This is a genomic window from Brevibacterium sp. LE-L, from assembly GCF_050214925.1.
GTDB lineage: Bacteria > Actinomycetota > Actinomycetes > Actinomycetales > Brevibacteriaceae > Brevibacterium.
In genome coordinates, this window is sequence record NZ_CP189759.1 from 870,412 (window position 1) to 897,293 (window position 26,882).

At 65.9% G+C, this 26,882-nt stretch carries 22 protein-coding genes, 1 tRNA gene and 1 pseudogene; 15 read left to right on the forward strand and 9 right to left on the reverse strand.

The features are described from left to right. Positions 1 to 41: 41 nt before the first annotated feature. Positions 42 to 1,223 (reverse strand): aminotransferase class V-fold PLP-dependent enzyme, encoded by a 1,182-nt coding sequence (locus tag ACQE2J_RS03850; RefSeq protein WP_135539111.1) that lies wholly within the window; start codon positions 1,221 to 1,223, stop codon positions 42 to 44. Between the two features lie 213 nt (positions 1,224 to 1,436). Between ACQE2J_RS03850 and pdxH the strand changes: the two genes are divergently transcribed. The 6 genes from pdxH to ACQE2J_RS03880 all read left to right on the forward strand — a co-directional run bounded on the left by pdxH (position 1,437) and on the right by ACQE2J_RS03880 (position 8,151). After that, complete coding sequence (gene pdxH, locus ACQE2J_RS03855; protein WP_135539109.1) at positions 1,437 to 2,108, forward strand: pyridoxamine 5'-phosphate oxidase; 672 nt, start codon at positions 1,437 to 1,439, stop codon at positions 2,106 to 2,108. Between the two features lie 109 nt (positions 2,109 to 2,217). Next, positions 2,218 to 3,681 carry an aldehyde dehydrogenase family protein gene (locus tag ACQE2J_RS03860; RefSeq protein WP_426937109.1) on the forward strand — a complete coding sequence of 488 codons (1,464 nt, stop codon included), beginning with the start codon at positions 2,218 to 2,220 and terminating at the stop codon, positions 3,679 to 3,681. Between the two features lie 207 nt (positions 3,682 to 3,888). Then, positions 3,889 to 4,575, forward strand: a complete 687-nt coding sequence (locus tag ACQE2J_RS03865; protein ID WP_135539106.1) for a metal-dependent transcriptional regulator — start codon at positions 3,889 to 3,891, stop codon at positions 4,573 to 4,575. Between the two features lie 569 nt (positions 4,576 to 5,144). Then, a complete protein-coding gene (locus tag ACQE2J_RS03870; RefSeq protein WP_425120219.1) occupies positions 5,145 to 5,972 on the forward strand; it encodes a C40 family peptidase in 828 nt (275 codons plus the stop codon). A gap of 411 nt (positions 5,973 to 6,383) precedes the next feature. Next, positions 6,384 to 6,884: an HNH endonuclease gene (locus ACQE2J_RS03875; RefSeq protein WP_425120218.1), complete on the forward strand. Its 501-nt coding sequence runs from the start codon at positions 6,384 to 6,386 to the stop codon at positions 6,882 to 6,884. 202 nt (positions 6,885 to 7,086) lie between these two features. Next, positions 7,087 to 8,151: a universal stress protein gene (locus tag ACQE2J_RS03880; RefSeq protein ID WP_135539101.1), complete on the forward strand. Its 1,065-nt coding sequence runs from the start codon at positions 7,087 to 7,089 to the stop codon at positions 8,149 to 8,151. A 203-nt stretch (positions 8,152 to 8,354) separates the two neighbouring features. On the opposite strand, the gene ACQE2J_RS03885 is transcribed toward ACQE2J_RS03880, so the two are convergent. Next, a tRNA-Arg gene (locus tag ACQE2J_RS03885) sits at positions 8,355 to 8,430 on the reverse strand. Between the two features lie 107 nt (positions 8,431 to 8,537). Between ACQE2J_RS03885 and ACQE2J_RS03890 the strand changes: the two genes are divergently transcribed. Both ACQE2J_RS03890 and ACQE2J_RS03895 read left to right on the forward strand, forming a co-directional pair. After that, on the forward strand, positions 8,538 to 13,271 hold the full coding sequence (locus ACQE2J_RS03890; protein WP_426937110.1) for a DUF4011 domain-containing protein: 4,734 nt from the start codon (positions 8,538 to 8,540) through the stop codon (positions 13,269 to 13,271). Continuing rightward, entirely contained in the window at positions 13,264 to 13,461 is a 198-nt protein-coding gene (locus ACQE2J_RS03895; RefSeq protein ID WP_135539092.1) for a hypothetical protein, read from the forward strand. The genes ACQE2J_RS03890 and ACQE2J_RS03895 overlap by 8 nt, the downstream gene beginning before the upstream one ends. 184 nt (positions 13,462 to 13,645) lie before the next feature. Here ACQE2J_RS03895 and mscL read toward each other — a convergent pair whose 3' ends face one another. Then, positions 13,646 to 14,110, reverse strand: coding sequence for a large conductance mechanosensitive channel protein MscL (gene mscL, locus ACQE2J_RS03900; protein WP_135539090.1), 465 nt, complete (start codon positions 14,108 to 14,110; stop codon positions 13,646 to 13,648). A 242-nt stretch (positions 14,111 to 14,352) separates the two neighbouring features. Beyond that, positions 14,353 to 14,982 (reverse strand): SAF domain-containing protein, encoded by a 630-nt coding sequence (locus tag ACQE2J_RS03905; protein WP_135539088.1) that lies wholly within the window; start codon positions 14,980 to 14,982, stop codon positions 14,353 to 14,355. Between the two features lie 163 nt (positions 14,983 to 15,145). On the opposite strand from ACQE2J_RS03905, the gene ACQE2J_RS03910 reads away from it, so the two are divergent. Then, positions 15,146 to 15,301: a hypothetical protein gene (locus ACQE2J_RS03910; RefSeq protein ID WP_425120227.1), complete on the forward strand. Its 156-nt coding sequence runs from the start codon at positions 15,146 to 15,148 to the stop codon at positions 15,299 to 15,301. Between the two features lie 14 nt (positions 15,302 to 15,315). Here ACQE2J_RS03910 and ACQE2J_RS03915 read toward each other — a convergent pair. Both ACQE2J_RS03915 and ACQE2J_RS03920 read right to left on the reverse strand, forming a co-directional pair. Further along, positions 15,316 to 15,456, reverse strand: a pseudogene (locus ACQE2J_RS03915) (FmdB family zinc ribbon protein); the annotation flags it as partial. 217 nt (positions 15,457 to 15,673) lie between these two features. After that, positions 15,674 to 16,345 (reverse strand): 5-formyltetrahydrofolate cyclo-ligase, encoded by a 672-nt coding sequence (locus ACQE2J_RS03920; RefSeq protein ID WP_425120215.1) that lies wholly within the window; start codon positions 16,343 to 16,345, stop codon positions 15,674 to 15,676. A 45-nt stretch (positions 16,346 to 16,390) separates the two neighbouring features. Between ACQE2J_RS03920 and galU the strand changes: the two genes are divergently transcribed. From galU to ACQE2J_RS03935, 3 genes are all read left to right on the forward strand, one after another. After that, positions 16,391 to 17,293, forward strand: a complete 903-nt coding sequence (gene galU / locus ACQE2J_RS03925; RefSeq protein WP_135539085.1) for a UTP--glucose-1-phosphate uridylyltransferase GalU — start codon at positions 16,391 to 16,393, stop codon at positions 17,291 to 17,293. 162 nt (positions 17,294 to 17,455) lie between these two features. Further along, positions 17,456 to 18,061 (forward strand): GNAT family N-acetyltransferase, encoded by a 606-nt coding sequence (locus tag ACQE2J_RS03930; RefSeq protein WP_135539083.1) that lies wholly within the window; start codon positions 17,456 to 17,458, stop codon positions 18,059 to 18,061. Positions 18,062 to 18,170: 109 nt separating this feature from the next. Further along, positions 18,171 to 20,192: a hypothetical protein gene (locus ACQE2J_RS03935; RefSeq protein WP_135539081.1), complete on the forward strand. Its 2,022-nt coding sequence runs from the start codon at positions 18,171 to 18,173 to the stop codon at positions 20,190 to 20,192. Between the two features lie 191 nt (positions 20,193 to 20,383). Here the strand turns inward: ACQE2J_RS03935 and ACQE2J_RS03940 are convergent, their stop codons facing one another. Then, a complete protein-coding gene (locus ACQE2J_RS03940; protein WP_240689701.1) occupies positions 20,384 to 21,181 on the reverse strand; it encodes an IclR family transcriptional regulator domain-containing protein in 798 nt (265 codons plus the stop codon). 187 nt (positions 21,182 to 21,368) lie between these two features. Here ACQE2J_RS03940 and shiA point away from each other — a divergent pair, with 187 nt between their 5' ends. Together shiA and ACQE2J_RS03950 are read left to right on the forward strand one after the other, a co-directional pair. After that, positions 21,369 to 22,745: a shikimate transporter gene (gene shiA, locus ACQE2J_RS03945; protein WP_135539077.1), complete on the forward strand. Its 1,377-nt coding sequence runs from the start codon at positions 21,369 to 21,371 to the stop codon at positions 22,743 to 22,745. Positions 22,746 to 22,822: 77 nt separating this feature from the next. Beyond that, on the forward strand, positions 22,823 to 23,809 hold the full coding sequence (locus tag ACQE2J_RS03950; protein ID WP_167854393.1) for a zinc-dependent alcohol dehydrogenase: 987 nt from the start codon (positions 22,823 to 22,825) through the stop codon (positions 23,807 to 23,809). Between the two features lie 151 nt (positions 23,810 to 23,960). On the opposite strand, the gene ACQE2J_RS03955 is transcribed toward ACQE2J_RS03950, so the two are convergent. Further along, positions 23,961 to 24,287, reverse strand: coding sequence for a GNAT family N-acetyltransferase (locus ACQE2J_RS03955; RefSeq protein WP_426937111.1), 327 nt, complete (start codon positions 24,285 to 24,287; stop codon positions 23,961 to 23,963). Positions 24,288 to 24,453: 166 nt separating this feature from the next. Here ACQE2J_RS03955 and ACQE2J_RS03960 point away from each other — a divergent pair, with 166 nt between their 5' ends. Next, positions 24,454 to 25,041 carry a GNAT family N-acetyltransferase gene (locus tag ACQE2J_RS03960; protein ID WP_135539071.1) on the forward strand — a complete coding sequence of 196 codons (588 nt, stop codon included), beginning with the start codon at positions 24,454 to 24,456 and terminating at the stop codon, positions 25,039 to 25,041. A gap of 216 nt (positions 25,042 to 25,257) precedes the next feature. On the opposite strand, the gene ACQE2J_RS03965 is transcribed toward ACQE2J_RS03960, so the two are convergent. Continuing rightward, positions 25,258 to 26,700: an SLC13 family permease gene (locus tag ACQE2J_RS03965; protein ID WP_135539069.1), complete on the reverse strand. Its 1,443-nt coding sequence runs from the start codon at positions 26,698 to 26,700 to the stop codon at positions 25,258 to 25,260. Positions 26,701 to 26,882 lie beyond the last annotated feature (182 nt).

Genomic DNA, 26,882 nt, shown 5'->3' on the forward strand with positions numbered 1-26,882 from the left:
TGCGTCGCCGGAACGCCGGGACGCCCCGCAGCCCCGGCGAGTTACTTCAGGGCGTCGACGACGAAGTCGATGCAGGCCAGCAGGGCTCGCACGTCGGCCGGGTCGACGGAGACGAAGGTCGCGATGCGCAGCTGATTGCGGCCCAGTTTGCGGTACGGCTCGACATCGACGACACCATTGGCTCGCAGCACAGACGCGACAGCCGCGGCATCGACGGACTCATCGAAATCGACGGTGGCCACGACCGAGGACCGGTCGGCCGCCTCGGTGACGTAGGGGTGGGCGGCCTCGGCGGCATTCGCCCAGTCGTAGACGAGGCCGGAGGATTCACGAGTCCGCTCGGTCGCCCACTGCAGGCCGCCGTTTCCGTTGATCCACTCGATCTGTTCGGCGAGCAGCAGCAGGGTGGCCACGGCCGGGGTGTTGTAGGTCTGGTCCTTGCGCGAATTCTCGATCGCGGTCACGAGATCGAGCGAGGTCGGGATCCAGCGGCCGGAGTCCTTGATCTCCTGCGCACGGCCGATGGCCTTCGGCGACATGATCGCCACCCACAGGCCGCCGTCGGAGCCCATGTTCTTCTGCGGCGCGAAGTAGTAGACGTCGGTCTCGGCGATGTCGACGTCCAGGCCGCCGGCACCAGAGGTGGCGTCGATGGCGACGAGCGCGTCCTCGTCGATGCCTTCGGGGCGGGTGATCGTCGTGGCGACACCGGTCGAGGTCTCGTTGTGCGGCCAGGCGTAGAAGTCAGCGGCGAGGTCACCGCTGGCGGCCTCGGCGGCAGAGGTGACGACGCCGGCTGAGGCCAGAGCTTCGGGGGAGGGGATCGCCGCGGTGCCGGGCTCGGCCTGGAGGATGAGTGAGGATTCGAGGTGCGGGGCGGTGTCGGTGGCCTTCGCGAACTTCTGGCCGAACTCGCCGAAGGTCGCATGTGCCGCACGGCTGCGGACGAGGCCGAACGCGGCGACATCCCAGAAAACGGTGGACCCGCCGTTGCCGAGCACCACTTCGTAGCCCTCGGGCAGGCTGAACAGGTCGGCCAGTCCGGAGCGGATGCGGCCGACGAGGTTCTTCACCGGTGCCTGTCGGTGGCTGGTGCCGAGCACCTCGGCCGCGGCAGAGTTCAGGGCCTCGATCTGGGCGGGGCGGATGCGGGCCGGGCCGGACCCGAAGCGTCCGTCGGCGGGCAGAAGGTCGTTCGGGATCTCAATATTCGTCGCAGTCACGTTCGATATTCTACGGCGGGCACGGTCACGGCCCGGCACCGGTCCGTCATGTGACGAACGGACGCGGACACTGGCTGAGTCCCGGACACGAGCCTGAAACGCAGGTGGTCACTCACTGAGTCCCGAACACGAGCACGGACCGATCGCGGACCCACCAGCCCCGCATCCCGACCGACGGTGACGCGTGTCCGTCCCGCGTCGTAAGGTGAAACCATGACTGAGCCCGTTGATCGCCTGCCGCAGACCCGGAAGTCCTATGACTCCAGCGTCTTCGAACACCCGGACGCCTCACCGCTGGCACTGTTCCGACAGTGGTACGACGAGGCGGCCGACCACGTTCGCGAACCCAACGCAATGACCGTGTCGACCCTCGACGAATGGGGTCCGAGCTCGCGAATCGTCCTGCTCAAGGGCCTCGACGAACGCGGCTTCCTCTTCTTCACCGACTACGACTCCGCCAAGGGGCGGCAGCTGGCCGACGATCCCCGGATCGCCGTGAACTTCCCTTGGCATGACATGGAACGACAGGTGCGCATCCGCGGCCTCGCCGAGGTGGCCGACCCCGCCGACTCGGACGCATACTTCGCGGTGCGTCCCCGTGGTTCGCAGATCGGCGCGAACGTCTCCAAGCAATCGCAGCCGGCCGCCAGCCGAGAGCAGATGCAGGCCGAATACGATGCCGCAGTCACCGATTTCGACGGTCGCGAGGTACCGCGGCCCGACCATTGGGGAGGCTTCCGCGTGCGCGTGTTCGAGATCGAATTCTGGCAGGGCCAGCAGAACCGGTTCCACGACCGGTGGGTCTTCCGCCGCAGCGACGGCAGCCGCGAACCCGGGGATCTCTCCGCGGCCTCGGCATGGACGCCGGTGCGCCTCTACCCCTGACCGCGGGCACGCGGCCCGCACCCCGGCAGTCCCTGCTGCTGACTTGCGACCCACGACCCAGCTACACATGACCCAGCTACACACGACCCAGCCACACAAAGGAGTGTCCATGGCCCAGTCCACCCAGTACGGTTCCGATGCCGTCTTCGACAACCTCATCGGCGGGACCCGCGTGGGCAGCGAGGACCGCTGTCTCAATCGCAATCCCTCGAACCCGGCCGATGTGCTCGGCCGCTACGCCCGCGCCGATGCGGCCACCGTGACCGAAGCGATCCGCGCGGCCGGTGACGCAGCGCCGGCATGGGCCGACTTCGGTGCCCAGCAGCGCTTCGCGATCCTCGATCGGGCAGGTAGCCTCATCGCCGAACGCGCCGATGAGCTCGGCGATCTGCTCGCCCGGGAAGAGGGCAAACAACTCGGCGAAGCCAAGGGCGAAGTGCTCCGGGCCGCCCAGATCTTCAAATTCTTCGCCGGGGAGACCATCCGCAACACCGGCGAGATCGTCGACTCCGTCCGCCCCGGCCTCATCGCCGAGATGACCCACGAACCCATCGGCGTCGTCGGCATCATCACCCCGTGGAACTTCCCGATCGCGATCCCGGCGTGGAAGATCGCCCCGGCCCTGGCCTTCGGCAACACGGTCGTGTTCAAACCCGCTGAGCTCGTCCCCGCCAGCGCCTACGCGCTCACCGACATCCTCACCGAGGCGGGACTGCCCGAGGGGGTGTTCAACCTCGTCATGGGGCCCGGCTCCGTCGTCGGGGACGCTCTGACCACCTCGGCGAAGGTCGATGCGCTCACCTTCACCGGATCCGTACACGTCGGACGGTCGGTCATCGCCTCCGCTGCGGCCAACCAGATCCGGGTGCAGTGCGAGATGGGCGGGAAGAACCCGCTCGTCGTACTCGGCGACGCCGACCTCGAAGCGGCCGCCGACGCCGCGATCAACGGGGCCTTCTTCTCGACCGGGCAACGCTGCACCGCTTCGTCCCACCTCATCGTCACCGCCGACGTTCACGACGAATTCGTCGCCCTGCTCAAGGACAAGATGGCAGGGCTGAGCGTCGGTGACGCCCGCGCAGACGGAGTGGACATCGGCCCGGTGGTCTCGCAGACGCAGCTCGACCAGGACCTCGCCTACATCGATAAAGCCCGGGCCGAAGGCGGAGAGATCACCGGAGGCACACTCGTCGAATCGACCACCGGCGGATATTTCCTCGCCCCCGCGCTGGTCACGGGAACGAAACCCGGCGACACGATCAACGTCGACGAGGTCTTCGGGCCGGTCGCCTCGGTGATCGAAGTCGCCGACTACGACGAAGCGCTGGCCGTGGCCAACGACACCGAGTTCGGGCTGTCCGCAGGCATCTTCACGACCTCCCTGAAATATTCGGCCCACTTCAAGCGTTATGCCGAATCCGGGATGGTCATGGTCAACGCGCCCACCGCCGGTGTCGACTATCACGTATCCTTCGGTGGTCGGAAGGGATCGAGTTACGGGCCCCGGGAACAGGCCCGAGCCGCGCGCGAGTTCTACACCGTGCACAAGACCACCTACACGAACGCCGGGTGAGACGCATGCGGTTGAGTTGTCGCGGGGGAGCGGATTCTCGACTCACGGGAAATGCTGAACGCACGATAGGATTAGGACAGATCGCAATGGCCGCGAACGGGTTCGCCTGGGCACGGACCGGAGCAGGGTCGCAACGACCCGAAATGGTGACAACGCCTGAAATGGTCGCAACGACCTGAAGACGAAGAGTGGAGTGGCTGGTCAGAAGTGAACGACCTCATTGATACAACTGAGATGTACCTCAAGTCGATCATCGAGCTTGAGGAACAGTCGATCGTGCCATTGCGCGCTCGAATCGCCGAACGACTGGACCACTCCGGCCCCACCGTGTCGCAGACCGTGGCCCGCATGGAACGCGATGGGCTGCTTCACGTCGGCAACGACCGCCACCTCGAGCTCACGCCCGAAGGCCGCCGGATCGCCACCGACGTCATGCGCAAGCACCGCCTGGCAGAGCGCCTCCTGTCCGATGTCGTCGGACTCGAGTGGGAACTCGTCCACGACGAGGCCTGCCGTTGGGAGCATGTGATGAGCGAGCAGGTCGAGCGCAAGCTCGTACAGCTGCTGCCCGAAACCTCCTCCGGCCCCTACGGCAACCCGATCCCGGGTCTCGATGTCATCGGAGGCGCGGATTCGCCGACGACCGAGGTGATCGACCTCGCCACCGCCGTCGGTCGCGATGGTGCGAAGAAGCTGACGATCGCGTGGTTGGCCGAACCGCTGCAGGTCGACATCCATCTGCTCCAGCAGTTCCAGGTCGCCGGTGTCCTGCCGGAGTGCGAAGTCGAAATCTCCCGCAACGGCGAGTACATCACCGTGCAGGTCCCCGGCGCACAGGATGTGCTCGACCTGCCGCTCGAGACGGCCTCGCACGTCTTCGCCTACCGCAGCTGATCTGCTGACCGACTGACCGACTAGAGTCGGCTCACTGATTGGAGTCGGCGGGCGGGCCGACTCACGGTAGCCGGAACGGCAGGTCACAACCGCGCACTCCTGACAGTGCGCAGTCCAGCCCCGCGGTCGAAGTCCGGCACCACGAGCTGCCTTCGAGTTGAAGAACAGCAGGACGAGCGGTGGCTCAAGGCCGGACCAGCGGTGACGAAGCGGCAAACGTGCGGTAACGACGCCGCCGATCGACAAGTCTCGAGTCGTTACAATTGACTGTGATCCGTGCCCCAAGGAGTGGCTCCCCACCCCTTGGGGCACGTCGTATAACGGAAGAATGTTACGAAAGTTTCAAGACTTTTTAAGCCTCTGACCTGGACTTTTATGGAAAACATCACGGTTTCCCTCTCGCAGTTGTGACAGAAACGTGACAATGGGTCACCGATTGGTTACAGTTGTGGAGGTCGTTCACGCAATGGCGACTTCACAGCGAGAACCGAACGCCACGCTGGCTGTGAGATTTCAAGGACCGAGAGTGGCGGTTGGCCCGGAAAGCCAATAGGTACGAGAGGGAAAACGTGGCAACTAAGCAGCATGGCCGCCGCGCCGCAGATGCCAAGGTCAAGACTCCACTGACCGAACTCACTGAACTTCTGAACGCCAACTCCGGTGTCTTCGGGCGCCGCGCAGCCGTCGTTGCTGCCAGCGGTGGCCTGCTCACCGCGGCTGTGATGCCCGCCGCCGGACAGGGCGCCGATGACCAGGCAGCCGTCTCCGCCGAGGCCGAGAACACGCAGCAGGTCGAATTCCAGAACCAGACCGTCACGGTCGGTGACGATTCGAAGGACAAGAAGTCCGAGAAGAAGACCGACTCGTTCGGCGTTGAGAGCAAGTCCATCACCGCCGAGGCCGCTCCGAAGCCCGAGCCGAAGCCGGAACCCTCTGAGACGGCAACCGCCGCTTCCACCAGCGGCTCCGACAGCAACGAAACCGCCAACAGTGGTTCGTCCGACTCGGACAAGAGCGAATCCAAGGACTCCGGCTCCGATGCCGGATCGATCGACGGCTCCAAGGCCGAGCAGGTCCTCGGCTGGGCAGCCAAGGGCGTCGGAACCCCCTACGTCATGGGCGGCACCTCGCAGAGCGGCTGGGACTGCTCCGGTTACACCTCGTGGGTCTACAGCCACGTCGGTGTGAACCTGCCCCGCACCTCCGGCGCGCAGAAGGGTGCCGGCCAGGTCGTCTCCCAGTCGGAGGCCAAGCCCGGTGACCTCATCTGGCACCCCGGCCACGTCGGCATCTACGCCGGTGGCGGACAGATGTACGATGCCGGTTCGCCTGGCTCGGGAACCTCGAAGCGCAGCTACAGCTGGATGGGCAACGTCACCTTCATCCGCGTTCTCTGATCTTCTTCACCGAAAGCTCCCCGGTCGACTCGACGGTCCTCGAGTCGGACGGGGAGCTTTCGTATGCCCGGAAAGATTTCGCGCCGAGATACGTGAGCTCGGTGAACGAAATGAGAAGTTTCCGTGACGCGGGGCCTGTGAATTGGGTCATAGCCGTTCGCGGCGTTACTCTGGAGAAGATTGAGTTCTCTGTACGGTTCGACGCGACAGCATCGCACCGTCGATCAGAAGGAAAGCAGATGGGGCATAGTCGAATAGTTCGAATAGCCGCTCCAGTCTCTGGTGCGGAGTACATACGTGTCTCCGTGCCCTCTTTCAAGGCGTCGTGCCCATGAGCACGGCGCCTTTTGTGTTTCCTGGGGCCGAGGCAGCCGGTTTCGGCCCCCAAGAGAAGAAGATGAGGGGCGAGATATGAAGACTCTCGTGCTGAATGCCGGTTACGAACCGCTGTCGATCGTGCCGTTCACACGCGCCGTGGTGCTCGTGTTGACCGGTAAGGCGACGGTGCTGGCCGCAGAGGACATCCCGGTGAGATCCGAGCACATGAGTCTCGATCAGCCCTCAGTCATCCTGCTCACCCGCTATGTGAGACCGCCGAACAATCGCCGGGTCTCCCTGTCTCGTCGAGGCGTCCTGCGCCGGGACAACCATCGTTGCGCCTACTGCAGCAAGCCGGCCTATACGGTCGACCATGTGGTTCCGCGCTCGCGTGGGGGAGCGAACAGCTGGGAGAATCTCGTCGCCTGCTGCCGAGAGTGCAACAACCGCAAGGGCAACCGCACCTTGAACGAAATCGGTTGGAAGCTCAGTTTCCGTCCCCAGGAGCCCCGGCTGGGCCAGCTGTGGATGCGCGGCATCGAGAAGCCCGTCGAGAAGTGGCGTCCGTTCCTCGAGCTCTCCGCAGCCGCCTGAGGGGCGTGGGCCTGTCTCTCGCCGAGGCTGCGCCCGACGGTCGTCTACGTGCCGCGAACGGTCAGCATCATCCCAGATAGGGGACGGTGTTGTCCGCACTGTGGTGGAAATCGGATAACGATGTGACATAGGTGAAGTACTCACCGGCAATGTGTTCTAGGGTGGACGAAACAGAAGTTCGCTTCGACCCGAGGAGCTTGCGATGAGTGAGCAGGACCGTCCGCAGAACCCAGACCCGGCTCCGGCCGGCGAACCCGAGTCCATCATCGTCGGAATCGACGGTTCCCCACCCAGCCGCAATGCCCTGGCCTGGGCGATCCAGGAAGCGCGTTCACTCAACCGGCCGATCCGCCTCGTCGGGGCCTATACGATCCCGAGCGTGGCCGCGGCCGCGATCGACGTCTCCTATGTGCCCATCGACGATAGCTCGATCCGAGCGGCCGTGACGAACACACTCAAGGAAGCCGCGGCCGAGGTCAAGGCCGCCGGCGTTCCCGTAGAAGCAGTCATCGAGATCGGCGATGCCGCCGGCGTGCTCATCGACGAGTCGAAGACCGGCTGTCTGGCCGTCGTCGGCTCGCGCGGTCGCGGCGGTTTCGCCGGTCGTCTGCTCGGTACGGTCTCCAGTGCACTGCCGGCGCACTCGGCCTGCCCGACCGTTGTCGTGCCCGCCTGCTGGGACGACCGGGCCGAGCGGCCGGCTCACCCGACCTCCTCGCGCCCGATTCGCCAGGACGGTGTCGAGGTCGAAGACTACGATGCCGACGCCGAGGCGATCGAGGGGCTGCGCTTCGACGGCAAGGTCGTCGTCGGTGTCGACTCCCTCGGTGCCGAATCCCCGGCGCTGTGGAAGGCCGCTCGACTGGCAGTCCGACGTGGTTCCCCGTTGCATATCGTCGCCGTGATCACGACGACGGTCATCGGTCCCGAATGGCTGCCGAGCACCGCCGATCTCGAACGCCTCGTCAACGAAGGTGCGGACAAGCTCGTCGTGGCCAAGCAGCGCCTCGCGGAGGAGTTCCCGGACCTCGACGTCACGTGGACGCTCTTCGACGGTCAGCCCGCCGAGGTGCTCGTGCGGGCCTCGGACACGGCCGAGGTTCTTGTCATCGGTTCGCGTGGACGCGGCGGATTCGCCGGTCTCCTCCTGGGGTCGACCTCTCAATCGGTTCTGCCGTACTCGCAGTGCCCGACGATGGTCGTGCGCGTCGCGCGAGACCACGGTCGCCGCAAACAGCACGAGGCTCCGCAGGAGCCCGGGCTCTGAGGAATTCGGGCCCCGGCATCTGCCCGCAGGTGACCACATCGGGCAAGAGCACTCGTTGACTCAGCGCACAATCGCCGAGGCGGCCGAGCGAAAACGATCGGCCGCCTCGGTGATAGATGGCAGGCCTGCGGGCAGGGGCAGATGATCGGCGCTGGTTGAACTCGACGCGCTCCTGCTGACCGGCTTCCGTATACAGGTGGTTCTGGCGCCCCCGGGCAGATTCGAACTGCCGACACCCGCTTTAGGAGAGCGGTGCTCTATCCCCTGAGCTACGGGGGCCAGGTGGTCGTGCTCAACCACGATCACCCAGTGTAGCGTAGAAGAAACCTCAGTGTTCCACGGTGTGCCAGCACTGATAAACAGCAGTTTCTCGTTAGGGTCGGATTGTGTCGGATTCCGTTGCAGACGAACAGTTCCCAGAACTCGGAGAGGTCTTTGCCGAGTGGAAGAAGCAGGCCGCCCACCTCGGCGGTCGCGACACCATGCTTCATTTCAGGGACTCCCGCGACGGCAGCATCGACCTCTCGGGCGCCCACCCCTCCGGCCTTGCGCAGCTGCTGGCCGGTCGAGCCACCCGCCTATCGAGCCTGATCCGCGATCACGACATCCTCGCCGACGCACGTCGCCGCGCGAAATCCATCCGTTCGAAGGCCGAGCAGCTCGACAATGAGCGCGGCATCCGCGCCGCCCATCTGGCCATCGGCCTCGCGTCGTGGACGGAGAAGGACGCGAAGTACAAGTTCAACGCGCCTGTGGTCATGCGCCACATCACTCTCGTTCCTCGCGGTTCACGAGTCGAGGACTATGAGATCGTGCTCGGCAACGAGATCACGATCAACCCGGCCCTCGTTCGGCATCTCCACGAGGAGTACGACCTCGAGGTGCCCGTCGACGACTGGATCGATGCCACCGGGGGAGCACAGGGATTCGACCCCGGGCCGGCACTCGACCGTCTCCGCGAGCTCGGTCAGAGTGTCCCAGGACTGCGGGTCAACCACCGTCTGATCATCTCGACCTTCGCGAACATCGCGACCCCGTTCTCCACCGACTATCTGCCCACGCAGCACCCCGTCCTGCGGGCTCTGGCCGGTGACGAAGACGTCCGGGCGAACCTCGGCGGACCCTCGTACGTGCCACAGGCGGCCGAAGCGGCACCGAACGATTCGGCCGAGCCGAAGGACTCCCCGGCGAAACCGGAAACGGAGATCACGCCGGATGCCGACGACAAGTCGGCTGAGACCCTGACCGACTCCAGCGAGAAGCCCGGTGACGCGGACGAGAAGTCGGTCGAACCAGGTGAGGACGAAGACGAGTACGGTCAGCCGACCGTGCCGATCACCGACGAGCCGCTGAGCGCCGCGTCCCCCGAGGACTCGGCGACTACCGGCTCCGACGAGTCCACCGACTCCGCCGTCGCATCAACAGAACCCGCCGCCGGTCGGGCCCCGGGCTCCACCGACGATGAGTCCGCGGCGGACGCAGTGACCGAATCGGATGCCACGGACCCTCAGGCGGCCACGACGATCACCGGCACGGACTCCGACGGCAATACCGTCGAAGAAAGCCAGGCCGCGGACGCCGACAGCGACACCGCCGAAGCCGAATCGACCTCCGACGACGATGTCGTCCCTGCCGCACTCAAGGAACCGATCACCCCGCTTCCTGACCGGAAACCGCAGGAGGAGTTCCTCGTCATCGACGTCGACGGCGACCAGCAGGCCGTCGTCGACGCTGCCGTCTCCGGTCGCTCGGTCGTAGTCGATACCCCGCCCGGAACCGGCGCCACTCAGGTCGCCGTCGCAGTCGCCACGACGCTGGCCCACACGGGCAAGAGCGTTCTCTTCCTGGCCCAGACCTCCGACGCGCTGGACAGTTTCTCCTCCCGCCTCGACGAGGTGGGCCTCTCCGACTTCGCCGTCGATACCCGCAAAGGCTCGGAGGACATCCGCAGACAGCTCATCGGCCTCATCGGCTCGGCAGAGAAGTCCGAACGCCCCGACCTGTCGAAGCTGCTCAACGACCTCAACGAACAGCGGGCGACGCTGGCCGACCATGTCTCGTCTCTCCATCGCCGACGTGCCCCCTGGGACGTCTCCGTCTACGAAACGATGCAGCACCTCGCCGAGCTGACCTCGGGCGATGATTCTCCGCAGACACCCGTACGCTTCGGCGAGGACATCCTCGGGGCGAGTGAAGACCGCCGGAATGCGCTGCGCGGAAAGCTCGGTGAACTCGCCTCGCTCGGCGCTTTCACCCTCGACGTCGAAGACACCGTCTGGTTCGGTGCCGATCTCAAATCCGTCGACGAAGCCGAAGCCGCACGCACCGTCGCCGAACGCATCGGCCGAATGATCCCGGACCTGGTGGAGGCGACCGAACCTGTCCTGCAGAAGGCGAAACTCAACCCGCGTCGCAACGTCGACGACTGGGCTCGGGCGATCCGGGTGCTGCTGCGCGTGCGCAAGACCCTCGACAGCTTCGCCCCTGACGTCTACGACCACCGTCTCGACGACCTCATCGCGGCCACCGGAACGCCCGAATACCGCACCGAGGTCGGCGTCGAGATGGGCATGATGCAGCGTCGCCGACTGAAGAAGTCCGCTGCCGAGTTCCTCCGTCCCGGGGCCGAGGTGGCCGACCTCCACTCGGCCCTCATCGATGTCCGCTCCCAACGCGTGATCCTCTCCGACCTCGCCGGCCACGACGGTCGCCCGCAGATTCCGCGCGGCGTGCTCGAAGCCGACGAGATCCTGCAGAGCGTCGAAGCCGATATGGCCAAGCTCTCGCCGATCCTCGAAACCACACCCGACGGCGGCGATCTCGGCTCGATGCTCATCGAGGAGCTCCAGGCCCGCACCGAGGCGATGGGCCGAGACTCGGAGAACCTCGCCGAACTGCCCGAACGCTCCCGCCTGCAGCGCGAACTCGATGCCGAGGGCCTCAGCGACCTCATGGCCGATCTGCGCAGGCGCAAGGTCGATGACTCCCTCGTCGGCCCCGAATTCGACCTCGCCTACTGGGCCTCGGTGCTCCAGACCATGGCCGGCGAAGACCCGGCGATCGGCCGACACGACGGTGACGCTCTCCACCAGGTGGCCGAGGACTTCCGGGAGAACGACCGCGCCTTCGTTGCCGCCGGTGCCTCCCGCCTGCGGTACAACCATGCCCAGGCCTGGAAGCGCGGCATCGAAGCCGACCCGATCGCCGCCGGAGTCATCAAGCAGGAGCTGCTGTCGAAGCACACCTCGGTGAATCGGATCTCGACCCAGGCGCCCGAGCTGCTCACGACCCTGGCCCCGGTGTGGATGGGCAGTCCCTACACGGTGCCTGAGCTGTTCTCCGCACTGCCGCTCTTCGACGCCGTGGTCATCGCCGACGCCGGGCGACTCTCGGTCGTCGACGTCGTCCCCGGCATCACGCGTGCCCGCCAGGTCATCTCCCTCGGTGACTCCCGACTGCTCGGCCCGCGCCCGTTCTCGATCGCCGTCGACCGCTTCGGGATGGACGATGGGAACCATCCGCGCTCTGTGCAGGACCACCTCGGCGAGTTCCTGCCGCGGATGCGGCTGTCGAACTCCTACCGACTGTCCCCGGTCGGGCTCATCGACCTAGCCAACCGGCACTTCTACGATTCGACGATCTCGACGCTTCCGACCGCGCACACGGGGGAGGGCAGCGGGCTCGAATTCTCCTATGTCGCCGACGGTCGCGGTCCCACGGACATCGGCACCGGGCGGGTCGAAAGTCCCGATGCCGAGGTCAAACGCGTCGTCGAACTCGTGCTCAAGCACGCGCGGAACCGGTCGCGTGAGTCTTTGGCCGTCGTCGCGCTCACCCAACATCACGCGCAGAGGGTGGCCACGGCGATCTCGCGGGCGATGAAGGACCTGCCCTATGTGGCGGCGTTCTTCAGCGACTCGACGAAGGAGCCCTTCGTCGTCACCGACGCCGAACGGGTGCAGGGAATGTCCCGCGACGCGGTGATCTTCACCCTCGGCTACGGGCGCACCGTCCACGGTCGGGTCATCCACGACTTCGGCGCGCTCTCGGGCCCCGACGGCAGGCGTATCCTCGCGGCCACGATGACTCGTGCGCGCAAACGACTGACCCTGGTCTCGAGCATCGAAGCCGACGACTTCGAGCGCAGCAGACTCAGCGGGGGAGCGGCCATGCTGCCGCAGCTGCTCGAAGAGATCGCCACCGGCGGCGTCAGCCAGCCCGGACCGCACGGCGAGATCTACGATCCGCTGATGGGCGATATCGCCGATCGTCTGCTCCAGCTCGGCGTCGTCGCCCATGAACACTACAACGGCATCGACCTGGCCGTGGCGAACTCGGCGGAGGACGAACACGGGATGATCATCGCCGTCGCCGGCGACGGTCCCGAATATGCGTCGATGCGCAGCCTGCGCCAGCGTGACCGGGTGCTGCCCGAACAGCTGAGCCGACGCGGATGGAAGTTCATGCGTGTGTGGTCGACCGATGCGTTCGTCGATCCGCAGACCGAGACGGAGAAGATCTTCGATGTCTGGCGCACCACGGTTGAGACGATGAGCCCGCAGGCCGTGCTCAACGCCGCCCGGGCCGCCTCGGTGGTCGTGGGGCGTACCGGCAGCCGACCGAAGCTCGTGCCGGGACTGCCGATGCATAAGTACTCGGCGGAGGGTCTCGATGAGATGATCGACTGGATCCAGTCCGATGCGGTCGTGCGCGGGGACGGGGAGATCAAGGATCTGCTGCGCACCGCGCTCGCGCAGAAGGGCAGCTCCACCCGTGGAGACTCCCGGCTGCAGGCAGCGGTCGATCGGTACCGTGAACGTCACGCGCAGGCGAAGAAGGTCACCGGCTCCGAGGTGCTCATCCCGCGTTCGGGTTCGACCGGCCCCGTGGAGGATGACATCCTGCCGACCTTCGACACCGGCAAGATCCGCGCCGATGAGCTCCGGTCCGCCGGACTCGTCCAGACCGCGAGCAACGACCAAGTCGCCGAGGCGGCCGACGGTGCCGATGCCGAAGCGACGTCAGACTCGGCCGGTGATGACGCGGCGGAGTCCGCCGGAGATGCGAAGCCGGGATCCGAGGACAGCGCACAGTCGGAGTCGAAGAACGACGATGCCTGAGCAGCCCGACGAGGCTGCGCCGAGCGAAGCGGTGTCCGACGATCCTCCGGCGGACGAAGCAGAGCGCAGAGAACGGGTCGAAGCGGCGAAACGCCGCTACCGGGCCACGCTGCGCAACGAGGCCGACACCGGAGAAGGCGGCTTCAGCAAGGACTACTATCGCTCGCAGAAGCCACCCCACTGGTCATAGCTGCTCGGTGATGATCTCAGTTCACGGAGCTCAGTTCACGGATCGCGGGGCGGGCACCACAGCGCGAGGACATCAGCTCGAGATCTCAGCCCGAGGTTCTCAGGAAGACGCGAGCTGTTTCGGGAATGAAGAAGGGCCCGTCCACCAGCAAGTGGTGGACGGGCCCTTCTCGTGCGCCGACGGATCAGTGACGCGGGGGCTGGTTCGGATCGAACGGTCCGCCGTCACTGGCGGGGCCCTCAGCAGGTCCGGCAGCGGAAGCGGTCTGGTTGCGCAGGATCTCGCGGATGTCGCCGAGCAGATCCTCGGTGGTCGGAGGAACTTCTTCCTCGGGAACTCCGCGCTTACGCAGCTCGTTGAGCTTGTTCATCGGAACGATGATGATGAAGTAGACGATGGCGGCAACGATGAGGAAGTTGATCGCGGCAGTGACGACCGCACCCAGATCGATGGTCGTCTCCGGAACGTCCGGCTTGAGCTGGAAAGACAGCGCCGGGCCCTCGGCACCGCCGACGGCGGCGATGAGGGGGTTGATGATCTTGTCGGAGAAGGCGGTGACGATCGCGGTGAAGGCGCCGCCGATGATGACCGCTGTCGCGAGTTCGACGACATTCCCCTGGAGAATGAAGTCTCTGAAGCCCTTAAACATTAGAGAAACCCTTTCGGCGTGTGTTCGCTGAAATGCGGTTGAGTATTGGCCGATTACGTTCCAATAGTACACATCGTTAACACGTTGTCAGCAGAAATGCGGCGCGAGTCTCACCGCCCCATTGTTGACCCATTCCACAGATAGGAACTCTTCGGCACGCCGTGTTCAGTCGGCAACCTGCCGCTCAGCCATCCGGTATGAGTGAGGCGACGGGGCGCAGCCGGTGTGGCTGGGAGGGATGTTCAGCGGGGCAGAATTGCGAAACTGATCGGCAGCCCGGCGAATTCGGCAACACGTCCGGCGTCCTCTGCGTTGAGGATCACCGATACAAGCTGCCCTGATTCGGCGGCTATTCCGTCGGGTTTATCAACGAGCCGTGCGATCGTCACCTTCTCGACGACGACTTCCGATCCGCCGTCGGGAAGGGATGAGAAGAGTCGTATCCGCTGCCCGGGCTGCAGCAGGGCCGCGGAGGCATCATCGGCGAGACGGATCGGCATGAGCAGATCCCGGCTTCCCTTCGGCAGCGCCTGTTGGTCGAGGACCATCGACTCTGTCAGCGGCGAACCCTTCGACAGGCCCGCCGAAGTGTGGCGGCCCTTCGCCTCCTCGACAGCGGTGAAAGCTTTGTCGGGGACAAGGTCGGGAGGAAAGTCCGTGAGGGTGAGATCCTGTGCAGTCAGTTCCGCACCGGGGGCCAGATCGGACCGGGCCACGACGACCGCCGTACCGGCCTCGTCGGGAGTGAACATCCAGACGATCAATGCGCATGCGCTGGCAAGGCACACCGCGGCGAAGATCCGCTGTGGTCGGACGCGAGCCGATCGAGCCCAGCTTGTCGAGGTCTCGCGGATGCGCTGTAGAAAGCTCATGGCCTGAGCATCGACGGATCAGCGGGCGTCGGCAAGGACGAATCCTGACCCTGTGGATGGAAGTCCGTCATCCACACGCGAGCGGTGTTCGAGTCGCGACAAGTGCCGGAGCGGCAGTCACCTCCGCGATGGGAAAGGTGGGAGTGCTCAGCCTGCGGCCGGGGTGCTCGCGGACGACGAGTCGGACGACGAGCCCGACGAAGCCGGCGAGGACGAACTCGACGAAGAGCCGGAGGAGTCCTTCGACGATGAGTCAGCACTCGACGAACTCGAAGAGCCGGCGGTGCTCGACGTCGAGGAACGGGAGTCGGTGGCGTAGAAGCCGGAGCCCTTGAAGCTGATGCCCACAGCGCCGAAGACCTTCTTCAGACGACCCTGGCATTCCGGGCAGACGGTGAGCGAGTCATCGCTGAAGTCCTGATGGATATCAAAGGCGTGACCACAGCTCTTGCAGGCATAGGAGTAAACGGGCATTCGAGACCTTTCTTCGACGAGAAGATTATAGTGCACGTCAGGTGCTCGGATGCGCACCGGTGCGGTTTGTGCACAGGCTTATCCACACATCAACGCGCTTGAGTGGGTCGTGTTTCCCCAGCCGTCAGTGTTCACGAGGTGGCGGGAGTCTCCGCCGGTCGACTTGAAACGGTCGTCGCCTGTCACGTGGCGGGGTCGTCTGCGTCGCAGGCGGCCGTCACGACGAGGCGAAGGTGCGGGTGCCGTCCTCCGTGACCGCTGAAGGGATGCGCAGGTCCCACTCCTCGGCGACGAGTCCGGACAGGTCGAGCTCTTCGGCGAAGCACACCCCGAAAACACGAGCCTCCCGCCCGAGCGGTGCCACCCCCTGTGGTCCGAAGGTACGGTCATAGAAGCCTCCGCCATTGCCCAACCGTGCCCCATCGAGGCCGAAGCCCAGCGCCGGAACGAACACGAGGTCAAGGCCCACCTCGGGTGACAGCAGCTGTGCGGCAGTGAGCAGCTCGGCAACGTCTGCGGGTTCGCGGATCCCCCATTTCCCCTGCGGCTCGAGGCGTGACATCGATCCCGTGATCTCACCGAACAGCAGCGGTTGACCGACCTTCGTCACCACCGGCAGGTAGACGGTCCCGCCGGAGGCAAGGAAACGATCGAGCGCGGGGTCGAGGTCAGGCTCACCCTGCAGTGCCGCATAACCGAGCAGGGCGCGCACCGGAACCGCGCGGATGACTTCCCACGCTGAGTCCGCAACGGACGGAGGGGAGGTCGGGGCCGTCTCGGTGCGGGAATCGGTCGATGCTGAGCCCGGGGCCGCCTCGGTGCGGGAGCGGTTCGCGCGAGCCGAGCGGATGCGGGACCGCAGCTGCGCCTTCGAAGTTTGTGGATCCACGCCTTTCAGACTATCCGGGGGCGGCGGATTCGTTAAGATGACTTCATGAGTGATGAAGCGCAGTGCACCGTTCGCAAGGCCGTGATCCCCGTCGCCGGTCTCGGAACTCGGTTCCTCCCCGCCACAAAGGCCACCCCGAAGGAAATGCTCCCCGTCGTCGACAAACCGGCGATCCAATACGTCGTCGAAGAAGCCGTCGATGCCGGCCTCCAGGACGTCCTGATGATCACCGGCCGGAACAAGCGACCGCTCGAGGACCACTTCGACCGGGTCGACGGACTCGAAGCCGCCTTAGCGAAGAAGGGCGACGACGAGAAGCTCGCCGCTGTGCGTCACCCCTCCGAGCTCGCCGATATCCACTATGTGCGTCAGGGTGACCCGAAGGGCCTCGGCCATGCTGTGCTCAAGGGTCGCCAGCACGTCGGCAACGAACCCTTCGCCGTCCTCCTCGGCGATGACCTCATCGACGAACGCAGCCCGATCCTGCCGAAGATGATCGAAGTCGCGGAGAAGACCGGCGGCAGCGTCGTCGCACTCATGGAGGTCCCGCCCGAAGCGATCCACCTCTACGGCTGTGCCGCCGTCGAGACCACGTCCGATGACGAAGTCGTCAAGGTCACCGGTCTGGTGGAGAAGCCCGCCGCCGAGGATGCTCCCTCGAACCTCGCCGTCATCGGCCGCTACGTGCTCGCCCCGGAGATCTTCGACGTCCTCGAGACGACCGGGCCCGGACGCGGCAACGAAATCCAGCTCACCGACGCGCTCCAGGAACTCGCCGGTGACGCGAACGGGCACGGTGTCTACGGGGTCGTGTTCAAGGGCGCCCGCTATGACACCGGTGACAAACTCGACTACCTCAAGGCGGTCGTGCAGATCGCGTGTGATCGTGAGGACCTCGGTGATGACCTCAAGGGTTGGCTGCGCGAGTTCGTCCCGACCTTGGACTGACCACGGTCCCCGGGCGGGCTGTGGACCCCGGTCGGACCACGGGTCTCGGGCGGACCGCGGGTCTCGGGCGGACCGCGGGTCTCGAGCGGACCGCGGCTCACGGTCCTTCCGTCCCGGGCCGCACAGCCGACCGCAACCGAACCCGAGAGCGAGGGCAGCAGCGTGTGGCCTGTCATCCTGACTGACCGCCGGTCCGATATCGTGCTGCGTCCCCTGCGACGTCGCGACGAAGACGCCTGGCGAGAAGTCCGCCGCTTCAACCGCGACTGGCTGCGCCCATGGGATGCGACCCTGCCCGCTCCGGGCCAGGAGCTGCCGGGATTCCGCACCATGGTCCGGATGCAGGACAAACAGGCCAAACGTGGGCAGAGCGTGCCCTTCGCCATCGAAGTCGGCGGTGAATTCCGAGGACAGATCACCGTCTCCGGTCTGAGCTGGGGCTCGATCCTGTCCGGCCAGATCGGCTACTGGATCGATTCGCGAGTCTCCGGCCGCGGCATCACCCCGGTCGCCGTGGCGATGGCCGCCGACCACTGCTTCTTCACCCTCGGCCTCCACCGCATCGAGATCAACATCCGCCCGGAGAACACCGCGAGCCTGCGTGTGGTCGACAAGCTCGGTCTGCGCGACGAAGGGCTGCGCGAACGCTATATGCACATCGACGGGCAGTGGTGCGACCACCGCACCTTCGCTCTCCTCGCCGAGGAGGTCCCGCAGGGCCTGCTCGCCGCTTACCGGCACGGGACGAGCGGAACCGCACCGCAGTGAGCGAATCTCTGCCGCCCCAGCCTGAGAATTGCGTGAACTTCGTGCCCGTTTGACCGACACACCTAGTGCCTTCACGTCTTCGTCGATGCGTGCAACTTAGGGTGGCAGTGTGGACACCAGCATCATCGTCGTCATCGCCATCGTCGTGGTCTTCGCCGTTGCTGTGCCCGCAATGATTCGGAAGTCCGCGACGGAACTTTCGCGCGCCGAAATCGACACGGTTCCCGACAACGCGGCCGTCGTCGCAGCCGAGACTCCGAACCCGGGGCACGACCACTCGGAACGCACCCAGGTCTTCCACGACAAACCCCGCAGAACGCCGTCGGTCCCGAGCCCGGAGGTCTCCCCGGGCGAGGACGCACCGACCCTGAGCCTCTCGGCCTCGACTCCTGCCTTCGCCGTCATCGACGGCCATGGACAGAGCCACACCATCCCCGAGGCGGCCGAACACTCCCAGCTCAACGTCCTACCTGTCGCGGTCGGCGAGACCCACTCGGCGTTGTCTGCCGATCGTGGCCCCGCCGGACACGGTGGGGCCGCATCCGGTGGTGGCGCCGGAGTCGGAGCCGACAACGTGCGCCTGCTCCACCCCGCCGTCCACGCAGTGTTCAACGACAGCTCCCAGGCGGGCCGGCAGCAGACCGGGGCGGGACGCACCCCACAGGCTCACTCGCCGCGCACCTCGGCGACGGGTTCCACGGCATCGTCCGGATCGCGACCGGTCACCGGCCAGGGCCCCCGAGGCGGCGCACCACGCGATGGCGCGGCGGACACGGATCGGGGCGGTCGCCTCGGCGAGGTCGAGTCCACCCGATCAGAGAACGGTCCACAGATTTCCCATCCCAGCAGCGGAACCGACGAGGAACATGCGATGACTGAGCAAGCAACGACTCTGCGCGAGTCCCTGAAGTCGCTGAACACGATGGTGAAGGGCTTCGCGCTGGTCTTCTTGGCCTCGATGCTCGGCATCCTCGTGTCCGGAGTCCTCGCTCTCTTCTCGGTCGTGCACATCGCTTTGGCCGGCGTCTTCCTCGGCCTCGCCGTCGTCTCCCTGCTCATCGTGCGCACCCTCAACCTGCGCAAATTCGAGGTGAAGAAGCGCCTCCGCGGACTGAAGCCCGTTGCACCGAAGTCGAGCACCGCACCTACGCGGGCCACCTCGGCGCAGGCCACTTCGGATCGGTCCGCCTCCGCGCGGTCGACCTCCGCGCGGTCGACCTCCGCGCGGTCCACTTCGGAGGCGAAGGCCCCGACCGTGAACGTGAAGGAACAGCGCAGCGCCACCGCGGTGGCGCCCTCAGACAGAACCGCCGCCGGCAGCGCCCCCGCGGCACCGGTCTCGAGCGGAACCGCCGCTCGGATCGCCGCTGCGGCGCAGGGTGCGAGCGGAACGACGAAGGCCGCACAGGCTCGTGCTGCCATGGCCCGCAGCGCAGAAGCGAAGGCGAACCGCAGCACCGAGGCGAAGAAGTCTCGCGAAGAAGCCGACACCGGCGAGATTCCACTCGTGCGCATCCGCAAGGAAGCCAGCGAAGGCCACACGACACGCCAGGTCCTGCTCACCGGACCGATTCCGATCGTCGATGACAGCACCACGGAGGAAGCTCCGAAGGGCGAAGAGGAGCACACGACGACAGCTGAGACATCCGCCGCAGAGGCAGGCGGGGGCGAGCCGGCCCAAGGCTCCGTTGATGCGGACTCGTCGAACATTCTCGGTGCAGACCTCGAGGCAGAAGGCACTGATGCCTCGGCGGGCACCGCTGCCGATGAAGACGTGCACGCGTCACTCGACGCTGCCGCCCCGAAGGTCGAAGATCCGTTCATGCAGCGGTTGAAGTCACGCGACGGCTGGTCGCCGACGCCTCTGCCGGTGCCCAGCTATGTCGACGCTCCGGAAGCTGAGCATGCGGTGCCGAAAGCCACCGCAGCCGATGCGAGCTCGTACGAGACTGAAGCGCGCAGCCGTGAGGAGATCGCCGCACAGTTCGCCGCGGAACTCGGCTACCGTCCGGAACTCAGTGACTCGGCCCGTGAGGACTCTCCGCTCGAGCACGGCCGTAAGGCGATCCGGACCACGAAGTCCGCCGACCTCTCAGCGGTCAACGACGTCCTCGCCCGCCGCCGCGCCTGAGTCCGCAGAGGGGCCTGAACTCGCCGCCGCACCTGAACTCGCCGAGGGAGGGGCCACCGATGATCCTGCCGACTGCCGAGGCGGGGCCGACTTCCCTGATCTGAGGTCCTTGACCGCTCGGCGTGGACCCGATGTGCCCCGCACCGATGAGTGCGGGGCACCTTCGTGTGCAGGGCGTCGTCGGCGCCGGATCAGTCCGCCCGACCGCCGAAGTCCTCGGCGATTGACACCGCGATCCGCTGCAGGTGCGGTACCAGGTCGTCTTCGATCGAGAGACCGCGAAGATGTGAGGTGTGCAGGGAGACGTTGAGCGCGGCCAGAGTATTCTGACCCCGACGGACCGGGACTGCCAATCCTCGCAGTCCGTCATCGAGCTCCTGGGACACCAGGCACCATCCCTGGGCTCGGATGCGGTGCAGTTCCTTGCCGAGCTCGGCCGCAGACGAGACGGTGTGGTCAGTGAATGGCGAGATTTCGACTCGCTCGAGGAACTCCTGTTGGAAGGTTTCGGGCAGCTCGGCGATGAGCATGCGACCCATCGACGTGGCCCAGGCCGGCAGACGGTTGCCCAGGTTGACGGTCACGGCGTGGAGGCGCGGGGCGGCGGCACGGGCGATGTAGACGATGTCATCGCCGTCGAGAATGCTCAGTGTCGCCGACTCGTCGAGTTCGTGAGCGAGCTGATTGAGATGCGGCTGGGCGATCTTCGGCAGATCCAGGCCGGCGAGGAACCCGGCACCGATGTCGAGTACCCGCGGGGTGAGGGAGAAGGTCGGTCCATCCGAACTGAGATACCCCAAGTCGGTGAGGGTGAGGAGGAAGCGCCGTGCCGCGGCTCGGGTCAGACTCGTCGCCTTCGCCACCTGAGTGACGGAAAGATGCGGACTGTCGGTGTTGAACGCCAGGAGGACGGCCAGCGTCTTCTCCACCGATTTCACGTAATGGTCCCCGGACGCGGGCTGCGGATTGGAATTCGACTCTGATTTCACCTCTCCAGGGTATCTGCCGGGGCCAGGGCAACCGGTACGGCCCTCAGAAGCATCCCGTCCGGCCAGTGGTGTGCGCATAATGCACATGTGTACGAACAGCGAACAAAGTGCTACTGTGCACTGTGACAGAGGCGACATCCAGACGGTGCGCCGACAGAAGAGGACCCACCATTCGAAGGGGAATGACATGACGAGTGCAGACGCCCGGACAGCATCTGGACCGGACGAGCTCAAGCAGGCGAGACGAGCGGCTGCGGGGTCGTTCATCGGGGCGGTCGTCGAATGGTATGACTTCCTCCTCTACGGAATCGTCGCCGCGCTGGTCTTCGGCGAACTCTTCTTCCCGGACTACAGTTCCCATGCGGGCACGCTCGCCGCTTTCGCGACCTTCGGCGTCGGTTTCGTCTTCCGGCCGCTGGGAGGCATCATCTTCGGGCACTTCGGCGACCGGATCGGCCGCAAGTCGATGCTCATCTGGACGATGACGATCATGGGCGTGGCGACCGCACTCATCGGCGTCCTGCCCACCTACGGAACTGTCGGCTGGTTGGCGCCGGCCATGCTCGTGCTTCTGCGCTGCGTCCAAGGCATCGCCGTCGGCGGAGAATGGGGCGGAGCTGCTCTGATGGCGGTGGAGAGTGCGCCGCCGAAGCTGCGTGCCTTCTTCTCCAGCGGTGTGCAGATCGGCTATTCCGTCGGACTCCTCTTGGCCACTGGACTGGTGGCACTTCTGAGCAGCAACTTCTCCCCGGAGGCGTTCCTGGCCTGGGGTTGGCGGATTCCCTTCTTCTTCAGCGCAGTGCTCGTCCTCGTCGGACTCTGGATCCGTGCCGGGGTCCAGGAATCAGACGAATACCTCGAACGAGTGAAGAACGCCGACGAGGACAAGGTGGCGAAACTGCCGATCCTCGAAGCATTCAAGCGCTACCCGGCGCAGATCTTCCAGATCGTGGGGCTGCGCTTCATCGAGCTGCTGACCATGTACATCGTCACGACCTTCGCACTGTCGTATTCGACCGATGAGCTCGGCTTCGACCGCAGCGTCATGCTCAACGTCACCCTCGTCGTCGGCGGCCTGGGAATCGTGACGATCCCGGCGTTCGCCTATCTCTCCGACAAGTTCGGTCGCCTTCGCGTCTACCTCACCGGCGGAATCGTCGGCCTCGTCAGCGCGATCCCCTTCTTCTTCGCTCTTGAGAGCGGCAATCTGGTGGCAATCGTCATCTTCGCGGTCCTGCTGATCAACATCGCCCACGACGCGGTCGTCAGTGTCCAACAGCCGCTGTTCGCCGAAATGTTCAGCCCTGAATTCCGCTACAGCGGTGCCGGCGTCGGCTACCAGCTGGCCAGTGCGATCGCCGGCGGCTTCACTCCGTTCATCGCCACATTCCTCGTCGGCCTCGGCGGAGGCACCTGGTACCTCGTCGGCGCCTACCTTGCCGGTGGCTGCCTCGTCTCGATCGGAATCGCGCTCTACCTCGTCCGGCAGTGGCAGGTCGAACGCAGGGCCGAACGCAGCAGTGCCTCTGCCGCGACAGTCGCGCTCAAGCCCGAAACGGTCTGATGCGCAGAGGTGCCGAACACGGGACTGCGCACTTGGCCGAACATGCTGCTCAACGACCCGTCCCGCAGGATGGCCGGATGCGATCGGCCGAGATCACCGCTGCCGGCCAAGTCGAACTCCTCATCAGCCCGAGACCACGAGGCCGCGTGGCCGACAGGCATCTGCGGATACAGATGCTCGCAGTGGGCATCTGCGGCACCGACCACGCTTTGGCCTCAGGCGGCCGCACGCCGCCGGAACTCCCGTGGAGGCTCGGCCATGAAGGCATCGGCGTCGTCACCGAAGTGGGGCTCGGAGACGACGAGTGGACCGTCGGAGACCGGGTGGTGCTCGAACCCAATATCACCTGCGGCAGCTGCCGCTACTGTCGGCTCGGCACCACCTCGGCGTGCACGCACCGGCTCAGCGCGGGCGTGCTCACCCAACCCGGGTTCCTCGCCGAGGTCATCGACCATCCCAGCGACTTCTGCCACAGGATCCCTGACGACGTGCCGATCGAACGCGCTGTGTGCGCCGAACCGCTGACGGTCGCCGCCGCGGCGATCCGGCGAGCGGGGCTGACGTCTTCGCAGACGCCTCTCATCCTCGGGGCCGGGTCGCAGGGTCTGCTGGCGACCATGATCCTCGGCGGCCAGGGACATCGCCCCTATATCAGCGAACCGCAGGCCGAACGACGAGCCCTCGCCGTCGAGCTCGGTGCCCGCCCCTTTGAGCCGGGCACCAGCCCCGCCCCCGATGCGGTCATCGACGCGGCAGGGGTGCCCGAGGCTCTGGCATCCGTCGTCGACCACCTCATGCCCTTCGCGACCGTCACGCTCGTCGGGGAGGACCACCACCACCTCGGCGCTTCGAGTTTCGACATCGTCCAGAAGCAGCTGCGGATCAGTGGTTCCTTCATCTATGAGCACCCGAACGACATGGCCGCGGCGGTCGCCCTGCTTCCCACCGTCCCCACGGAGAGGATCCTGGGATCGTCGGTCGCGCTCTCCGCGGTGCCGAGCCTCTTCACGGCAGGTGCCGAACGCCGCAGCGGCGTCAAGCAGTGGGTCGATATGCGCTTGTGACCTCCTCCTCGGGGTCGGCAAGGAGCTTCTGGGCAGAGGTGCCTCGGCAGGGTGTCCCTCATTCGGTGCGCCGAGTCCCGGCTGACGAGCGAACGCAGGACTGATGATCAGTCGACGACCGACCACCGGTCGACGGAGTGCGAACTGAAACTCAGGCGACGTACTTGTCGAACTCTGTGTTCTTCTGCAGGAAATTCTGTACGTAGGAGCACGTGGTGCGGAACTTCAGCCCCGCCTCGGCGCTGGTCTCGAGCGCATAGCGCACGAGCTGGCCGGCCAGGCCGCGTCCACCCCATTCGGGGGACACATTCGTGTGGGTGAAGGTGCGCACGGTGCCTTCGGCGGTGTCGTCAGGGCCGGCCTTACGGTCGACGTAATCGGCTGCGCCGATGACCTTGCCGGCATGGGCGATGGTGAAACGGTGGGCCGCAGCATCCTCGGCGATGGTGAAGGTCTCTCCGGAGATTTCGATGTCCATGGTCATTCCTCCCGAATGTCCGTGCCGGTGGCACTGCGCGAATGTCATTGTCCTGACAGCTGACACTATAGTTCTGTCAGCGCGGCAGGCACTAGCCTGGTGCAGTATCCGGCAGCGGTCGAGCGCCGACTGCCGCTGTCCGTCATCTCACTTAGGAGTCACCCGCATGTCCTCACACCCCTCGGCGACCACGGTCGATGCGCACCGTCTGAACCTGGGCGAGGCCGGGTTCGAAGTCGCCGAACTCACCGCCGCCGACATCGCCGACTATGTCGAACTCGTCTCCTCGGCCTACCGCGGTGAGGGGTCGAAGCAGGGGTGGACGACCGAGGCCGACCTGCTCGACGGACAGCGCCTCGACGCTCCGATGGCTGAGGCCATGCTCGCCGAGGCGGACTCCGCGATCCTGCTCGTCCGCGACGCCCAAGGCCGGGCAGTGGCCAGCGTGTACGTGCGCGAACCCGCAGACGGGGAGGCTTATCTCGGGGTGCTCGCGGTGTCCCCGCTCGGGCAGGGCAAGGGAGTGGGGTCGGCGCTGATCGACCTCGCCGAGGCATGGGTGGTCGAACGGTGGAACGCACACGCGATGTCGATGAGCGTGATCAACAGACGCGAAGAGCTCATCGCCTACTACGAACGGCGCGGCTATGAACGCACGGGAGAAGTCGAGCCCTTCCCGTACGGCGACGAACGCTTCGGGGTGCCGAAGGTCGACGACCTCGAGTTCGTGCTGCTGCGTAAACGGTTGAGCTGAGCTCGCTGCGGGTCTGCCCCGCGAGCTGCCAGGGTGCCAGCCAGCCGCCATCGCCGAAAAACGGGTGGAGTGCCGAGGCACGCACGCAGACTCCCGTTCCTCGGCGCTCAACCCGTTTTTCGGCGGCAGGTTGTGGCGCCAGCCCGTTTTTCGGCGCTCAGCCTGATTGTCGGGGCGGACCCGCGCGCTTCACAGTGAGCGGAAAGGCGCTCGGCCTCAGAAGATCATCGCGGGCACAACCAGGCCGCCGACGAGCGCGACCGGCCCGATGATCACCATCGACATGCCGAACTTCACGAGGATGCGCGTCAGGCGCGGCTTGTCCTCGACGGGGGCGGTCGCGACGACCGTGGCGCCCAGCGTCGAGAACGGCGAGACGTCGACGACGGCCGAGCACACACCCAACGCCGCGATGAGCGCCCACCCGGGCACCCCGCCCGCGGCGATGAGCGGCAGGGCCAGCGGCACCAGGGCGGCGAGGATACCCGTGGTCGACGCGAACGCGGACACGAGTCCGCCGACGACGCAGAGGACGAAAGCGGCGATGAGCGGCGAACCGATCGCTTCGGCACCCTGACCGAGGAGGTCGACGGCACCCATATTCTGCAGCACGCCGACGAAGGTGATGATGCCGCCGACGAGCAGCACGGTCGACCAGTCGATCTTCGGCAGCGCGGCCTTGCCGGTCTTCGGGTCGACGAGGGAGAGGATCGCTCCGAACATGAAGCACAGCAGACCGATGTCCGGATCCTTGCCGATCGCTGCGAGCACGACGACGGTGCCGATGAGCCCGATCATGAAGATGACGGTGAGGATCTGCACGAACGTGAACGGTGCGGAGTCGCCGGTGTGCTCCGAGCTCGAGGAGCCGAAGAGCGCCTCGTCCTCGTCGTCCTCACCGAAGGCCACCTTCGTCGCCGAGGCGGAGCCGCGAGAGATCCGTGAGCTCGCATCCGTCCCGGCAGAACCGGTCCCGGCAGAATCAGTGTCATCGGAGCCGTCAGCGCCGGCTTCGGTCGACCCGGCTCCCGCCCGGCTCGCGACGGCTGCCGCGGAGTTCCGGCCGAACAGCGACCGTCCGTACATGAAGTAGGCGACGACGAGCATGATGAGGTAGGTGACGACGGCGATGCCGAAGAGCACATAGGGGGAGAGGTCGATGCCGGCCCCGCGCGCGGTGCTGTAGGTGACGATGCCGTAGAGGCTGGTCGGGGCGAAGCCGCCGGCGCCGATGGCGAAGCAGATCGCTAGGCCCATGAGCGCGTAGTCGACTCCGTATTTGCGGGCGACCTGCATGCCCACGGGCATCATCACGAGGCCCGCCAGCGGGGCACCCATGGCGGCAATGCAGCCGGTGATGACGAAGAAGACCGCCGGCAGGAGCACTGCCGAGGAGCCGACGCGCTCCAGTGCCCAATCGATGATCCGATCGACGGTGCCGTTCTCCTGGGCGATGGCGAAGAAGTAGGTCACTCCGGCGAGGAGGACCATGATGTCGAGCGGGAACTCGGCGATGATGTCCTCGACGACCATGTCGGTGAGCAGCAGTCCGGTTCCGGCAGCGCCGACGAGCATGAGCACGCCGATCTGCACGCCGCGGACCGCGCCGATGGCGAAGAGCGCGACGAAGATGAGCAGAGCGATGATCTGTATGAGCATGAAGTCCTCGCAAAGGCTGAAGCGACACTGAGCATCGCTGGGCGATTTGCTGAGAGACACTACCAGCGTTACCGACCGGTAAAGGATCCGTGTGTCCGACCGCTCGAAAAATCCCGAATAACGGCACAAACAGCGGGCCGCCGGCGGGTGCCGGCGGCCCGAGATGGGGATGCGCTGTGTGA

Bases quoted from the DNA above. Each gene is read 5' to 3' on its own strand.
- ACQE2J_RS03895 (WP_135539092.1), top strand. From the start codon at position 13,264: ATGCCTGAGCAGCCCGACGAGGCTGCGCCGAGCGAAGCGGTGTCCGAC.
- ACQE2J_RS03880 (WP_135539101.1), top strand. From the start codon at position 7,087: ATGAGTGAGCAGGACCGTCCGCAGAACCCAGACCCGGCTCCGGCCGGC.
- pdxH (WP_135539109.1), top strand. From the start codon at position 1,437: ATGACTGAGCCCGTTGATCGCCTGCCGCAGACCCGGAAGTCCTATGAC.
- ACQE2J_RS03875 (WP_425120218.1), top strand. From the start codon at position 6,384: ATGAAGACTCTCGTGCTGAATGCCGGTTACGAACCGCTGTCGATCGTG.
- ACQE2J_RS03965 (WP_135539069.1), bottom strand. From the start codon at position 26,700: ATGCTCATACAGATCATCGCTCTGCTCATCTTCGTCGCGCTCTTCGCC.
- shiA (WP_135539077.1), top strand. From the start codon at position 21,369: ATGACGAGTGCAGACGCCCGGACAGCATCTGGACCGGACGAGCTCAAG.
- ACQE2J_RS03950 (WP_167854393.1), top strand. From the start codon at position 22,823: ATGCGATCGGCCGAGATCACCGCTGCCGGCCAAGTCGAACTCCTCATC.
- mscL (WP_135539090.1), bottom strand. From the start codon at position 14,110: ATGTTTAAGGGCTTCAGAGACTTCATTCTCCAGGGGAATGTCGTCGAA.
- ACQE2J_RS03860 (WP_426937109.1), top strand. From the start codon at position 2,218: ATGGCCCAGTCCACCCAGTACGGTTCCGATGCCGTCTTCGACAACCTC.
- ACQE2J_RS03905 (WP_135539088.1), bottom strand. From the start codon at position 14,982: ATGAGCTTTCTACAGCGCATCCGCGAGACCTCGACAAGCTGGGCTCGA.
- ACQE2J_RS03955 (WP_426937111.1), bottom strand. From the start codon at position 24,287: ATGGACATCGAAATCTCCGGAGAGACCTTCACCATCGCCGAGGATGCT.
- ACQE2J_RS03960 (WP_135539071.1), top strand. From the start codon at position 24,454: ATGTCCTCACACCCCTCGGCGACCACGGTCGATGCGCACCGTCTGAAC.
- galU (WP_135539085.1), top strand. From the start codon at position 16,391: ATGAGTGATGAAGCGCAGTGCACCGTTCGCAAGGCCGTGATCCCCGTC.